Origin of the sequence: Nitrospira sp. (assembly GCA_005116745.1) — a bacterium.
Taxonomy (GTDB): Bacteria; Nitrospirota; Nitrospiria; order Nitrospirales; family Nitrospiraceae; genus Nitrospira_D.
The window spans coordinates 101,558-116,229 of the sequence record SWDS01000009.1 but is presented as its reverse complement, the minus strand read 5'-3'; the positions used below and the strand labels follow the sequence as shown (position 1 = coordinate 116,229).

Here is a 14,672-nt window from a genome sequence, read left to right as displayed (position 1 = left end):
AGAATTACTTCAGGATGCTCAAAAAGGCTGTCCAGCAAGGCCGCAGCGAGCGAAGAGGCTCAGCGTACGCTTCGGTACGCTGAGCCTCTGAGCGAGGCGAGAACGCCGCTGGCGGACTTTTTCAGCATCCTGTTAGGATACATGCGGGTGATACTGAGATATGAGACCTCCCTCACGATACCTTCGCTTGATCCTTGTCGGCCTCCTGATTATCTTACTTGAAACCACGGTCCAAGCGCCTGTGGAGGCAGCTGCCCCGCTTGGGAAGGACACCGCTTCCTCCGTTTCTGGGACTGAACATGTCATCCTGTTTGTCCTGGAGGGATTCGGACAAGAGTCGCTCAAGGGCGGCGCGATGCCAGTCGTGAGCAAGCTCGTCAAGGAAGGGTCGGTGACCTGGTCCGCGAGCGGGGTGAAGCCGGCGCTACGATTACCCACCATGGCATCGCTGGTAACCGGCATGCCGGTGGAAAAACATGGGATTACCTGGAATTTCTTCGAATTCAGCCGAGGCTACCCGCGCCACCCCAGCCTATTTGACTACCTGGATTTAAGCGGAGGCCGCGACAGTGCCATCTTTTATATGGATGAGTCCCTGTATCAACTCGCCAAGCCGGAGCCCTACACCGACTATCAACTCTGCGGAGCATTGCGCCCTGAGTGCGGCTCCAAGAAACTCGTCACCTACATCCAGCAGTATCTTCAAAAGGCGACCAGCGGGCACGGCTATGGGCATGCGATTCCCTCCTTGCCTCATTTGCTGGTGGTTCACCTTCCGGAAGCAGGGAGGGCCGGAGTGACCCATGGATGGGACTCTACGGAATATCGGGAGGCGTTACGAACGGTCGATGGCGCAATGAAGTCTGTCCTGAACCTTTTCCAGGAGTACTCGCTCTCAGGCCGCACCGCCGTCATCGTCACCGCTCTCAGTGGAAAGGGGATCGACCCCGGCGCCGAGGCCCCAACGACTGAGTCGCCAGTCGTTCCGTGGATCGTCTCGGGAACCGGAATCAAACAGAGCCAACTTATTCGTCAGCCTGTGTCAATCATGGATACCGGAGCCACCGTGATGAAAATCCTGAAGCTGGAGACTCACACGGAATGGGAGAGCCAGGCCGTGAAAGACATCTTCGAAACTGCCGCGGCCACCCCAACCGCACGGCCCCGCAAGAAACACTAGTCCACCATGTGCTACGCTACCCTCATGCGACGCTGGTCTCTCCTGATAGTGGGTTGCCTGCTGGCCAGCCTGCCGACTATGGCTAGCCCTCAGGAGGGATTCGCGAGAGACCCACAGGCCGCGCATCTCAAGGAACATGGGATTACCATCGATGCGACGAAGCTGGTCCCCGCTTCCTGGTGGCAAATACCAGGCGTTACGCCCTCGATCTGGAATTCAGACCCCGAGTCACTCGATGCGCCCAAGACATCGGAGCGTCGGGAACTGCGGCTGAAGCCTGGCACATACAAGTTCATCAGCTTCACGTTCGATTTTCCCTTTACGGTGAATCTTAACGGCACTCTCGATTTTTCAAAGTCCTTGGATCAATGTGTCGAAGGCCGCGGGACACAGGCGTTGATGGTGGTGTGCAAGCGCATGTACCCGTATAGCGGACAACGCGACGCCTATTACGAGCAGAAACCGAACGATGGCTAACGTACTCGACGATCTGTTAGAAGCGCTTGAAGATGTGGATGACGCCACCCGAGAGGAGGCGGCACAGACGCTGGCTGGCCTGGGTGATCCAACGACCCTGGATGCGCTGATCAACGCCTGCAACGATGACTTCTGGTCCGTGCGGGCTCATGCAGGCTGCGGCATCGCGAAAATCGGCGGGCCGAAGGCTGTCGAAGCGCTGGTCGGCCTGTTCAACGATCCCATCATGGAAGTGCGCGATCAGGCCGTCGAGGCCACGGCAAAGATAGGCCCGATCGTACTCGATCGCCTGGTGACGGCCATGAAAGACGAACGATGGCGCGTACGAGAACATGCCGCCAAGGCGGCGGGCAAGATCAAGGACTCAGGAATAGTCGACGCGTTGATCGGTGCCTGTCGCGACCGAGACGGGGCCGTCAAGAGCGCAGCGGCGGAAGCCTTGGGCAAAATCGCCGACGCGAAAGCCATTCCAGCTCTGATCAAGCTGTTTCGGGATTCTTCGAAGATCGTGCGTGAGACGGCCGGAACGGCGTTGGTCTACATCGGGTATCCCTCAGTCGATCCGTTGCTCGACAGTCTCACGGACAAAGACTTTGTCGTTCGATGTCACGCAGCTCGGGCGTTGGGCGGGATGACCACCGACTATCAAATCGGCAGGTCCTGGGTACAGGACGCAAAGGTCGTGGACGCCTTGATCGCCGCCTTGAAGGACCCTGACCGAGCCGTTCGCGAAGACGCGACCATCGCGCTCGGCATGATCGGTGATCCCAAGGCGATCGATGCACTGGTTGAAGCCATGAAGGATGGAGCGGTGAAGCGCCATGCTATTGCTTCACTCGGCATGATCGGCGATGCGCGCGCCCTCCCAGCCGTATTGGACGCCTTGAAGGGCAAAGGCATCAAACAAGAGGGCACGCCGACACCCGGGTGCATCGTCAGCGAAGATGCGTTCATCAAGGAAGCCGCCGCCACGGCCCTTGGGCAGTTTCGCAATCCTCGTGTGATTCCAGATTTGATCATGTTACTGAAAGACGGGGTCTTGCGTGAAAAAGCTGCGGCGGCTCTGGCGGTGATCGGGGATGCGGCCATCGAACCGTTGATTGCCTTCCTCTATGATCCCAAAGCGTCTGAAGTCGAAGCTGAAAAAGAGCGCGTGCTTTCGTACGCGTCCGTTCGGCTAACAGCAAAAGACGCCTTGAAACAGATTGCGCTCGATACGTTGGACCAGCTTGGATGGACACCTTCTGATGAAGTGGTGGAGATCAGCTCAAGTCAGGCCGACAATCTGCGTGTCGATCGGCCGCTAGGGCAAACAGGTCGCTTCGGCCCGTCGGGCGACATGGCCTAGTTCTCATCTGTCTCCAGAAAATCCACGCCGCATCTACTTTCTCACTGCGATGCCGTGAATATCCCCGGCCTCCTTCCCATCCTTCATATTCGTGAGCGTCGCCTGCCCTTTGTAATGACCGACCTTTCCATCTTGATCGACATGAATCACGCCGACGCCCGGAATCGTCCCCATGGCATTATGGGCATCCTTGTCGTTGCCGGTCAGAGGGCTCGGCCCACGGAGACTGACGAAGACGTGTTGGCCATCCGGCGCCACGTCCATCAAGTCCGGAGCTGGATCGGCATTGGCACTTGTGGGCAGATCGACCGACCCCACGCTGAGATTGCTCAGGGTATCGAGAATTTCGATATTGTTCCCTGCTCGATCCGCATTCCACACATAGCGTCCAAGGCCCGCCATACCGTGTGAGTCGGCATATTTGTCATCGCGCTGAGACACGAGTTTGGCTGAAATGGCCTGAGGCAGTTTCGTGATATCGAGTGCATAGACATCGTACGACAGGGGGGCAATCGGCCACCCACCACCGGAGTTGATGTACATCGTGCCTCCCACCTCGATTCCGCCGCAGCCCGCTGGGTGAATCTGGTTGTTATCCAACGTCGCCACGACTTTCAGCGGCATGGCTGTGACATCAACGACTAAAAGCCCGCCGCCCCGGAGCGTCACGAAGGCATAGTGGCTTGACGATTCCGTGATCGGACAAATCGGCGACGTATCTGGACGTTCTCCGCCTTCGAACGCAGCCAGATTCAGGATATCCTTGTCAGGGTCGAAGGTGTAGGTATGTTTGGCATAATCCGTCCAGATACGGATGAATTTCTTTTCAGCGATGTTGGCGGTGATCGCCATTTTTTGATTGGGCGTCGGCCAGGCCGCGTGCGCGTTCTTCCCCATGGAGAGGCACGCCTCCGGCTTCTTTGTCGCTGCATCCAGAAAGAGAACCTGCCCGCTCAAAAACGAAATGATGACATGGTCCTGTGCGGCGTTGAAAAATAACATATGGGGTCGGCGAACGGCCTTCTTCGTGGCGTCTTCGCAAAACTTCCCGAGCTCTCCGGCGAAGTCGATCGTCTGCATTGGTTTGGCAGAAGCAGGCGCAACAGCCAGTTGGGCTCCGTCGTAGATATGGAGCAACCCTCCGCTCTCTTTCCCTGTATCGGATTGATCCGTCACCCACACCTCATACCCCTGTGCGGGAGACACCGTCCAGGCAAGCGTCACAAGTAGGACACTCCAACTCCACAACGAACGTACACGACGCGCCATACATAGCCTCCAGCTGTTAGAATACAAAACTGTCGAAGCACTATACTGTGCTTTTTCACACCAGGTTTCTAGGGGAAACCGACGTGGGATACCTTCATTGACCCCCTGAAAATCAGTATGTTAGGGTCAACAGCTTGGCTACATGAGGCTCCAGATGGGTGACACAGTCGCTGAACAGATCGCCGCGCTCACTGATGATGATTGGGCCATCCGTGAAGAAGCCGCGATGTTGCTCGGCACGATGCGTGACCCACGGGCTGTGGGTCCGTTGGTCTCTTTGCTTCGAGATTCCGACCGTGCGGTCCGCGAGGCGGCGATCGGAGCCCTGACAGCAATCGGAGAACCATCGGTTCCCGTACTGGGACTCTGTCTCTCCGACCCTCAGCCGGCAGTACAGGAAGCGGCTTCGACAGTGTTGGCCTCCATTGCCGATAGTCGGGTGCTGGCTCCACTCATTGCGTCGCTTAAGAACTCCGATTGGATCGTTCGGATGCAGGCCGCTCGAGCGTTGGGACGGATCAACGATCAGGCCTCGGTGCCGCATTTGATTCCTCTGCTCCAAGATAAGGTCAAAGCGGTGCGAGAAGAAACTTCGACGGCATTGGCGGCAATCGGTGAGCCGGCACTCCCCGCCTTGCGGGACGCGACGACACACGCAGATTGGCTCGTCCGGCTACATGCCGTGGAGGCACTGGGAAAAACAAAATCGTCACTCGCAGTTGAACCGTTGCTGTCCCTATTGTTCAATGATCATGATTCCGCGGTCCGTGAAGATGCCATTCGAGCGTTAGGAGACATCGGAGATCCTCAAGCTGTCGAGTACTTGCTGACCGTCATGAAAGAGCCAGGGCTGCGCATCTTGGCCATTGACGCACTGGGCCGCATCGGAGATCGTCGAGCCGTACCGATGTTGCTTGCAGCAGCACAAGGCGTGACCCCACCAGACCACATGCGGGCGGTCTCGGGCTGCGGCGATCAATGGACAGAAGATCGTATGGCACAAGCCGCAGCCGTCCGTGCCTTGGGGATGGTCGGCGATGAATCGGCACTGCCGACGTTGGTGGCGGCGCTTCACTCGACCTTCACGAGAGCGGAAGCCGCAGCAGCCTTGGCTCAATACCGGTCGAAGGCGATCCCCTTGCTCCTCCCGTTGCTGGTCGAACCGACGGATGACAACATGCGCTATCACGTGAAGGAAACCTTGGCCTTAATCGGCTGGAGACCGGGCAGAATTTAGTAGGATGTTGAAAACCATTTTGGTACCGCTGCCTAGGCGCTGCCGAATAATCTCGGATTAGGAGCCGAATATCCCGTAGGATGTTCAAAAAGGCCCGTTCAGCAAAGCCCCAGCAAGCGAAGCGGCAAAGCATACGCTGTTCGTATGTTGAGCCTCTGAGAGATGCGAGAATGATACTGACGGACTTTTTCAACAGCCGACAAAGTACCCATGCCTAAAGAAACGATTGAAACACTGGTATCTGAACTGATCCATGAAGAGGATTGGCGCCGTATGCGAGCGACGGCCGCCTGTGTGGCGGGCGGTCCTCGTTCAGTACAGGCACTCATCGACGCCCTAGGGTCAGGGCCCACCGAATTGAAAAAAGAAGCCGCCGCGATGCTGGCCCGTATCAAAGACCCGCAAGCCGGAGTGGCCCTCGTTGGACTACTCGAACATGATGAGGAGGTCGTTCGGAAAGCCGGTGCGGCAGCCCTTGAACAGATGGCAGGGGTGCTCGATACGGACACAGCTCGGGTGCTAGTTGCCTTGCTTCCCACGACTCAGGAACCCGTGACCAGACAGGTCCTGAGCCACCTGATCGGGGCGATTCCCACATCCGTCTTGCCCCTCTGCGACATGCTGAAACATCCTGATCAGGATGCACAAATTGCAGCAGCACTGATGCTCGATCAATTATTGGATCCCCGTTCCCTTGATGCATTCATCGATGCCATGGGCCAGCCGGCGGTTCGAGATATCGCCGTTGGCACGTTGAAGAAACTGGGCGCGATCCGGGAACGAATCGACGACACATTCGAGGCCTTGCGTGAAGTCGAAGGAGCCAGCGAGCGCGAAGAAGCTCGTATGACGGCGGTCATCGACCTACTCAGAATTGGACGACCGAGCGTAGAAATCCTGATTGAATATCTCGAAGACGACGATTGGCTCGTGCGCGAAGCCGCAGCCGACTTATTGGGAAAAATCGGAGATGTGCGAGCCGTCGAACCGTTGATGAAGCGGCTGGAACAGGACAAGGATACCGGGGTCAAAGAGTTGGCGATCAAATCCCTTGGGCTGATCGGCGATGCTCGGCCGACTCGACTCTATCTTGACGCTATCCCTATCCGTCCGCTACGGGTGTTTGCCATGGAGGCTTTGGCCAAGATCAAGGATGTCGGAGTCTTGCATCCATACAAGGACCTCTTTGACCGGCTCCGCACAGATCGTGACGGCCTCGTAGCCTATAATGCAGGTCTCATCGCCGATAAACTTGACGCCATCATGGCCACAGAAAGCCAGCCCCCCGAAGAGGATACTGAGCATGACTGAACACGGTGCATCTGATCAAATCGATCAACTCATTCACGCATTGCACGACGAGAACGAGGCCTTACGCGACCATGCGATCGCGAGCCTCGGCCAGACTGGTCCCGAGGCGCTTCCTCGGTTGATTGGCCTCATGGCCGATGAAGATGTGGTGATTCGAGAGGCTGCGGCCAGCGCGGTCGTTCGGATGGGGCCCTCCGTGGTCGAACCCATGATCGAAGCCCTGCAAGATGATTCTTGGGCGATCAGAGAACAGGCGGCCTCGGTGCTAGGGAAATTGCGGGACCGACGTGCCACTGAGCCTCTGGTCAAGGCGATTCATGACCGTGACGGCGCCGTCAGAACGGCAGCGGTGTGGGCGCTGGAGCGGATCGGCGATTCACAAGCGGTGCCTGGGTTGATCGATGCACTCATGGACAACACCCTACGCGAAGATGCAGCTCGGGTGTTGAAGAAGATCGGCGACGTGCGGGCGGTGGAGGCCTTGATCGATGGACTCTTAGGTTCCAACTGGATGGTTCGGCGTCATGCGGCCGAGGCATTGGGCAAGATCGGTGATCGCCGAGCCGTCACCCCGTTGATCGAGTCACTGAAAGATGAAGACTGGTTGGTCAGACGCAACGCCGCCGAATCACTCGCGCGGCTTGGCGCAACAGAATCCGTTCAGCCCCTGCTGGCGCTGCTTCAAGACGAGAACACGATGGTCCAGGAAACTGTCGAGGCAGTGCTGGCCAGTCTCGGCTGGACACCTGAACCGCAATAACTCACATCATAATATAGAGGATACATGCCCATGGCGGATGAAGCTCCGAAGTTGATTCAGATCGCGCTGAAAGGTGGAGAGAAGAAGGACGGGTTCAACCTGGTCACCGAGCGAGTTGTGGCGGTCAACCCTGAGAGCAAACAGCTCGAGGTTGAGCTCCTGGCTTACGACGGCAAGACCGTCGTGCTGGATGTGGCTGAGGAAGCGCTCGAGGACCTCAAAAGGATCAAGGTCGGAGACGGTGCCACGATTCGTGTGGTCGAAGAAGGCGGGAAGCGGGTCGCGAAGAGTTTTAAGATTCGCGCGAAAGATCCGAACGCCGCCAAAGCCGACGCCATGTTGCTCGATCTCAGAGATTCACACTGGTTGAATCGGAAGTACGCGGCAGAGGTCTTGGGGGAGTTGAAAGATCCGCGCGCCATCGATCCCTTGGTGACGGCGTTGAGCGACGAAGTTGGTGACGTGCGGCAACGCGCCTATGATTCGTTGATCAAACTCGGTGGCCCTTCCGTGCCATCGCTTATTCCACTCCTGGTATCCGAAGAGGACGAAATTCGTCAATCCGCAACTGAGATTCTTCGGAAGATCGGCAAACCAGCCGTCGATCCGCTGGCCACTGCGTTGACCGACGCCGATGATCGGCTGACAACCCGAATCATGAAGGTGCTCGATCGAATGGGATACAAACCGAAAACGAAGGACACACCGAAAGCTGAGTTGCCGAGGTTGACCTAGCAGGGTGTTGAAAACATCGGCCAGCGGCATTCTCGCATCGCACGCCTCGCAAAGTCGGCGATGCGGGCTCAGAAGCTCACCGTACGGTTCAGCGTACGATTCGCCTCTTCACTCGCTGCGGCCTTGCTGAACGGATTTTGGGGACACCCTGCGAGCTCCGCTCAGCGCGTGCTCTTAGGCCTCCGTGCCATACGCCCTACCGATACATATTTGAAGCCAGCAGCCCCCACGCGTTCAGGGTCATAGACGTTTCGGAGATCAAGCAAGACAGGAACGCGCATGATCGACTTCAGCTTTTCAAAGTCCAAGGTTCGAAACACATTCCACTCGGTCATAATCACCACCGCGTCCGCTCCTTCAGCCGCGTGGTAGGTGTCTCGGCAGGGCTGGAGTTCAGGCATGATCTGGCACGCTTCCGTTAGGGCCTCCGGATCATACGCGCGAATGCTCGCACCCTCGGCCAGGAGGGCTCGACCAATCGCCAAAGCCGGGGCTTCACGAATGTCATTGGTATTGGGTTTGAATGAAAGGCCCAGCATCGCCAACGTCTTCCCTTTCAGTCCCCCAACCGCCTCCCGGATCTTCTCGATCATCCGTTCTCGCTGAATATCATTCACCCGTGAAGCCGCGGAAGCAATCTGCATAGGATAGCCATTTCGCTCACCGGTCTGAATAAGTGCGGCGAGATCTTTCGGGAAGCATGAGCCTCCGAAGCCCGGGCCTGCATGAAGAAACTTCCCGCCAATGCGATGGTCAAGCCCCATGCCCTTCGCCACCATTTGAACATTGGCTCCAACTTTTTCGCATAGGTTCGCAATCTCGTTGATGAACGAAATCTTCGTGGCCAGGAAAGCATTGGAGGCATATTTGATGAGCTCAGCGGTCGGCACGTCGGTCACAACGATGGGGGTTTCAATTAGATAGAGCGGGCGATACAGATCCTTCATGATCGCCACTGCCTGATCGCTGTCTGCCCCGATCACCACGCGATTCGGTCGCATGAAATCTTCGATGGCCGACCCTTCGCGGAGGAACTCTGGATTTGAGACCATGTCGAATCCCAAGGCATTCGTCTGAGCCTTGGCAATCACCTCACGTAGTTTTGCACCGGTGCCGACGGGTACTGTGGACTTGGTCACGATGACCTTGTAGCCCGTCATGTGCCGCGCAATCCCTTTGCCGACTTCTTCCACATACGAGAGATCGGCAGACCCATCACCCCTAGGGGGAGTCCCAACAGCGATAAAGATGACCAACGCCTTCTCGACGGCCTTTGCAATGTCCGTGGTGAAACTGAGTCGGCCTTCTTTGATTCCCTTCGCCACCAATTCCTTGAGACCTGGTTCATAAAACGGGACGTCGCCTTTTTCAAGCTTCTCGATTCTTCGGCTGTCACTGTCCATGCAGGTGACGTGAACGCCAAACTCGGCGAAACATGCTCCTGTCACGAGTCCGACGTAACCGCTTCCGATCACACTGATGTGCATGGGCTCCTCCTCGTTGTATTACGTAAATCGTGTGAAAGTATAACAACCTGAGCCTTATGGAGCAACGAATTCCAAGAGCGAACAGTACTATGAACGGTCCTCTACATTTCGTTGACTCTCGGAAAATGCGTTGAGTACAATCCGACGCCGTTTCCCACTCTATGAGGAGAGAGGCTCAACACCTTTGCCAAATCGATGACTGGACATCCTGCACATATTCCCCGCTGGTTTCTGCTCTTGACCGCTCTCGTGACCGGGGCAGTGGTCATGGCCTTGGAAATCCTTGGCAGCCGGCTCTTGGCTCCCGTCTTCGGCAGCTCGTTGTTTGTCTGGGGCGCACTGATAGGAGTGATCCTGGCCGCGATGAGCAGCGGATACGCGTTCGGCGGGTGGATCTCGGATCGCTATACCGGCAGTGGGGTGCTGGCCGCCCTGTTGCTTTTTTCAGGAAGCTGGACATTTCTCGTCACGTGGGCGAACCAACCTATTCTGTTTGAGATCGAGAAGATGGTGCAAGACCCTCGCTGGGGCCCTTGCCTCGCCGCGACTGCTCTCCTCGCCCCCCCCGCGTTCGGGCTCAGCGGCGTCTTACCGGCCATGTTACGGTTGGCGGTCGCCGACATGGAGCACCTCGGTCGGCAGACAGGGCGCATGATTGCCTTGTCGACGGTCGGCAGTCTGGCCGGAACCTGGGGCACCGCCTTCTTTCTCTTATCGTGGCTCGGAAGTCAGTCCCTGATGGCCTGGCTGGGCGGTATTCAAGTCGGACTTGGGGTCCTGTGGTTTATGAAAGGAACATCAGCCCGCCCATTGGTATCACTGATGGCCTTTGGTTGCTTCGCCCTATTGGGAACCATGGCTCTCAACCCAATCCAACGATTGAAGACCCCTATCTATCAAGAGGAAAGTCCATACCAGCAGGTCCGAATTCGAGAAGACAATCTCTTTCGGTATCTTGTATTGGATCGTACGTTCCACGCCACGATGTGGAAAGTCGACCCGACAACCCTCTTCCTCCCCTACAGCCAAATGATGGTGTCTTCGCTGGCATTGGTGTCCGAACCGAAGCGCGGCCTCATTCTCGGGCATGGCGGCGGTTCGATCGCAAAGTGGTTGGCACGGCACTGGCCGGATTTGGAGATGGATATCGTGGAGTTCGACCCGGTCGTTGTCCGAATGGCCGAAGAGTATTTTGAGTATCGCCCGCCGGCGAATCATCACGTCTTCGTAAAGGACGGTCGAGCCTTTCTCAACGCGACGGATCACACGTACGATGTCATGTGGATCGACGCCTTCGCGCGAGATATGATCCCTTTTCATCTCACCACGACGGAGTTTTATTCCTTGGTGCGAAGGCACCTGAACCCGGAGGGAATCGTCGCAGTCAATCTGGCTTCATCCGGCAAAGAAGGCGACCTCGCTCGAGCCGCTGCAGTAGTTCAAACCATGCGCCAGGCCTTTCCAGTCCTCACCACATTCGGCGTCGAGGGGCCGTGGAAAACAGGAATGACCCCGGCTAAGAATCTGATCTTCTTTGGGGGCCGCCCGATTGAGCATGAATCAGAAAGCAGTCTTGTGGCAAAGGTCACGGACTTGGCGATGCATCAGCGCCTGCCGATGGAAACAATCGCGCTCTTGAGTACTCGCCGAACCGAACCCTGGCCACCTGGCGTCGTCCTAAGCGACGATTTTGCCCCCTACGATCTTCTCCTTGGGCGAGAACGATCACAATTGGTGGAATGAGGACAGGCTTCTCCGGATCTATTCGTTGGGGTGCGGAACAGGCCGAGTGGCTCCCTGTTCATGGCAGCCGCTCCAGGCGTGAATGTTTTGGTCACCGACCTCGACGAGAAGTCGAAGCATCTCGGTGATTTCCGTCTGTCTTTTGAGGAAATACCGAGCGGCGGACCCCTTCTTCTTGCCGACTCGCACGGTAAGAATGCGGTGATCCCGAAGCGCAAAGACATCCTCATCGGTCTCGTCGTCTCCCACGTAGAGAGCCGTGCTACAGTCAAGTCTGCGCATGTACTCCAGCAAGGCCGTCCCCTTGTGTGACGCCGCAGGCGGCATCACATTGACGACGGACTTCCCAAGGACAATGCGAGGAGGAGGAGACAATTCAGCAATGATGCGAGTGATAAGCGCCCGAGCCTCGTCTCGCTGATCGACCGTTCGATAATGAAATGAGAGCGAATAGGATTTATCCTCGACGACCACACCGCTTCGAGTCAGCTCATTCTGAAATCGTTCGGTGATCAATTCCAGCCATCCAGAACTGGTCTCTCGGACTTGCTGAATGTCCTCCTGGCGCGTGTGAGGGCCTTCTGAGCCATGGTTCCCGATCAAGTGAGGGACGGCGACCCCGACACGTGAGCGCAGATCCTCCACGGAGCGTCCCGAGATAATGGCGGTGGGAGCGCGCGTCGCGAGTTTCTCAAGCCAGAAACGGATGGGGCGCGAGAGCCGCGCCGCATGATGCTCTCGGACAATCTTCGCCAGAGTCCCGTCGAAATCAAAGGCATACAGAGACCGGCCCTTCAGGATGGCCTCCAGATCAAGCTTCCCTTTTTCCGTCAAAAGATAATCCATGGTCCTTCCATCAACTCAGCAGACTCGGCCGCCGCACCTGTTGCATGACTCGCTCCTTTTGTCTCATGCGTGCGGCATCGATAAGCATACGACCGGCCCAGCGATACACATTGAACTCCTGAATCAGTCCACGCATGCTCTGCATCCTGGCCCGCTGCTCCACCTTCGGCATCGTCAGGCCAAGGTGAAACGCAGCCGCAAATTGATCGATGTCGTAGGGATTGATGACGAGCGCCTCCGTCAGTTCCCGAGCGGCTCCGGTGAATTGACTCAGAATCAGCACTCCCTGCTCATCGTCCCGGGCACCGACGAACTCTTTCGCAACCAAATTCATGCCGTCATGGAGACTGCTGACCACACAGAGGTCTGCTCCACGATAACACTCATAGACCTGAGAGGCCTCGTGATGCTGAATCCGCAAGCAGATCGGTTCATAGCCTTCATGCCCAAACCGTTTGTTGATCTGCTCCGCCAACGCTAAGACCTGGCTGGTGAAATACTGGTACTGCTCGATCATGGCACGGCTGGGGGCGGCAATCTGAATAAAGGTAAACTTCCCGATCCATTCGGGCTGGAGTTCCAGCAATCGTTCCACAGCCATGAACCGCTCCAGGATCCCCTTCGTATAATCTAGACGCTCCACTCCCAGGCCCACGAAGCGATCCGGAGGCATCCCACACATCTCCCGCAACCTGGTTCGGCATTCAGGGACCGGCGGCTGGTCGCGCAACCATTGCAGCGGCCACTCGATGGAGATCGGATAGGGGTTGACCGCTGTCATCTTCCCCCCATAAGAAACCGTTGAACTGTTTCGATCGATGCGCGCCTCGAGTATCCGATCGACACAGTCGATGAAGTTGTTGCAGTGGACTCTGGTATGGAATCCCAGAATGCTGCTTCCGAGCAGCCCTTCCAGAATCTCCTGCCTCCAAGGACAGATCCCAAAACTTTCCGCATTAGCCCAGGGAATATGCCAGAACGTGATGATCGTCGCCGTCGGCAATCGATCTCGGATGAGCTTTGGAACCAGGGCGAGATGGTAATCCTGAACAAGCACAACCGGATTGTCGGTCGTGGCCTCCTCGTAGACGGCCTGCGCAAAACGCTCATTGATGGCAACATAGTGTTTCCAATCGGATGAACGGAACGTGGGCCGGACGTGAGCGATATGGCAGAGCGGCCACAACCCCTCGTTGGCAAACCCATAATAGTATCCGGCCTCTTCTTCGGCGGTCAGCCACACACGCCGAATCTCATAGGTGGGATGCGCCGGCGGAACACTGACATGGTTCCGGCCGTCTACCACCTCTCGATCCGCGGATCCGTTCCCGTGCGCGACCCATGTCCCAGAGCAAGCGCGCATCACCGGCTCAAGCGCCGAGACAAGCCCGCTCGCCGGCACCTGCACAACGATTTTCTGATCTTGCCAAAAGTGGGCATAGGGCTGCCGGTTGGACACAATCAGCACCTGATCGCCCGAGAACTGTTCATGAAGAATGGATTTCAGACTGGTCGGAGACCAGGAAATCTGCGTCTCATCGCGCATGCGGCGATCGGTCTCAAGAGCCTGGACCAACGAGCGCAAGTCCTTCGCCAGCGGCTGGAGTTCCGGAGCATGTTGCCCCTGCGTGAGAGGGGTCAGTAGTCTTTCTCCCTTAACCATCGCTCGTACCCCGGCCACCCATTCTTTCCAGCTGAAATGTGCGACCAGCACCGTGACGAGCGAAATAACTGCCGTCAGCCCCGCAAATAAATAAAAGACGTAGCGTTTGGTATCGCTGCTCCGTTGTTGGATAAACCTCATGTCCTGGAGGAGTAACAGACGTCCAAGCCGGTGCCCGCTGGATTCGATGGACGCCGACATGATATGGAGTGGTCCGCTACTGAACGACCGAACGGTAGACGAGTTGGGGGCGAGATCGAGCGTATCCTTGCAGGTGACGTCTTGCGGATAAGCCTGGGTCTCATAGAGCAGACTGTTCTCGATGTCGCAAAAGCCCAGGGCGTGCAACCGCTCATCCTGAATAATGCGCGTAAAGTAGGCAGAGATCTTGTCTTGAGAGTTCTTGACCAGAAGCTCCGCCAGCGGTCCCTCCATCGTATTGACCATGAGTTTAGACCGCATATCGAGATCGCGGACAAACCATTTCAATTGGAGTGAGTCGACGAGCGGAACGACCCCATAGGCGATCACGGCCAAGACGATCACCAAGGGAAGCACAAACCGCAGAGAGAGCGCGAGTAACCTCATGGAAACAAGGTAGTTTACTTTCGTAGAG

12 protein-coding genes are annotated in these 14,672 nt (G+C 56.9%); 8 read left to right on the top strand and 4 right to left on the bottom strand.

Annotated elements, in window-relative coordinates; translation table 11 throughout:
- The first annotated feature begins 160 nt into the window (after positions 1–160).
- The 3 genes from E8D52_13700 to E8D52_13690 all read left to right on the top strand — a co-directional run bounded on the left by E8D52_13700 (position 161) and on the right by E8D52_13690 (position 3,005).
- Positions 161–1,180, top strand: a complete 1,020-nt coding sequence (locus E8D52_13700) for a hypothetical protein (protein ID TKB66743.1) — start codon at positions 161–163, stop codon at positions 1,178–1,180.
- Positions 1,181–1,258: 78 nt separating this feature from the next.
- The gene (locus E8D52_13695) at positions 1,259–1,657 is read left to right on the top strand and encodes a hypothetical protein (GenBank protein TKB66742.1); all 399 of its coding nucleotides are present in this window, start codon (positions 1,259–1,261) and stop codon (positions 1,655–1,657) included.
- Positions 1,650–3,005: a HEAT repeat domain-containing protein gene (locus tag E8D52_13690; GenBank protein ID TKB66741.1), complete on the top strand. Its 1,356-nt coding sequence runs from the start codon at positions 1,650–1,652 to the stop codon at positions 3,003–3,005. Before E8D52_13695 ends, E8D52_13690 begins: the two co-directional genes overlap by 8 nt.
- Before the next feature lie 33 nt (positions 3,006–3,038).
- Here the strand turns inward: E8D52_13690 and E8D52_13685 are convergent, their stop codons facing one another.
- Positions 3,039–4,274 carry a hypothetical protein gene (locus tag E8D52_13685; GenBank protein ID TKB66740.1) on the bottom strand — a complete coding sequence of 412 codons (1,236 nt, stop codon included), beginning with the start codon at positions 4,272–4,274 and terminating at the stop codon, positions 3,039–3,041.
- 142 nt (positions 4,275–4,416) lie between these two features.
- Here E8D52_13685 and E8D52_13680 point away from each other — a divergent pair, with 142 nt between their 5' ends.
- From E8D52_13680 to E8D52_13665, 4 genes are all read left to right on the top strand, one after another.
- Positions 4,417–5,511 carry a HEAT repeat domain-containing protein gene (locus E8D52_13680; GenBank protein ID TKB66739.1) on the top strand — a complete coding sequence of 365 codons (1,095 nt, stop codon included), beginning with the start codon at positions 4,417–4,419 and terminating at the stop codon, positions 5,509–5,511.
- A gap of 210 nt (positions 5,512–5,721) precedes the next feature.
- Positions 5,722–6,822, top strand: a complete 1,101-nt coding sequence (locus E8D52_13675) for a HEAT repeat domain-containing protein (protein TKB66738.1) — start codon at positions 5,722–5,724, stop codon at positions 6,820–6,822.
- On the top strand, positions 6,740–7,582 hold the full coding sequence (locus tag E8D52_13670; GenBank protein ID TKB66737.1) for a HEAT repeat domain-containing protein: 843 nt from the start codon (positions 6,740–6,742) through the stop codon (positions 7,580–7,582). The genes E8D52_13675 and E8D52_13670 overlap by 83 nt, the downstream gene beginning before the upstream one ends.
- Before the next feature lie 24 nt (positions 7,583–7,606).
- Positions 7,607–8,317, top strand: a complete 711-nt coding sequence (locus E8D52_13665; protein TKB66736.1) for a HEAT repeat domain-containing protein — start codon at positions 7,607–7,609, stop codon at positions 8,315–8,317.
- 161 nt (positions 8,318–8,478) lie between these two features.
- Here the strand turns inward: E8D52_13665 and E8D52_13660 are convergent, their stop codons facing one another.
- Positions 8,479–9,804 (bottom strand): UDP-glucose/GDP-mannose dehydrogenase family protein, encoded by a 1,326-nt coding sequence (locus tag E8D52_13660; protein ID TKB66735.1) that lies wholly within the window; start codon positions 9,802–9,804, stop codon positions 8,479–8,481.
- Positions 9,805–9,999: 195 nt separating this feature from the next.
- On the opposite strand from E8D52_13660, the gene E8D52_13655 reads away from it, so the two are divergent.
- Positions 10,000–11,547, top strand: a complete 1,548-nt coding sequence (locus E8D52_13655) for a hypothetical protein (GenBank protein ID TKB66734.1) — start codon at positions 10,000–10,002, stop codon at positions 11,545–11,547.
- Positions 11,548–11,565: 18 nt separating this feature from the next.
- On the opposite strand, the gene otsB is transcribed toward E8D52_13655, so the two are convergent.
- Entirely contained in the window at positions 11,566–12,393 is an 828-nt protein-coding gene (gene otsB / locus E8D52_13650; protein TKB66733.1) for a trehalose-phosphatase, read from the bottom strand.
- A gap of 10 nt (positions 12,394–12,403) precedes the next feature.
- Entirely contained in the window at positions 12,404–14,644 is a 2,241-nt protein-coding gene (locus tag E8D52_13645; GenBank protein ID TKB66732.1) for a trehalose-6-phosphate synthase, read from the bottom strand.
- Positions 14,645–14,672: the final 28 nt, after the last annotated feature.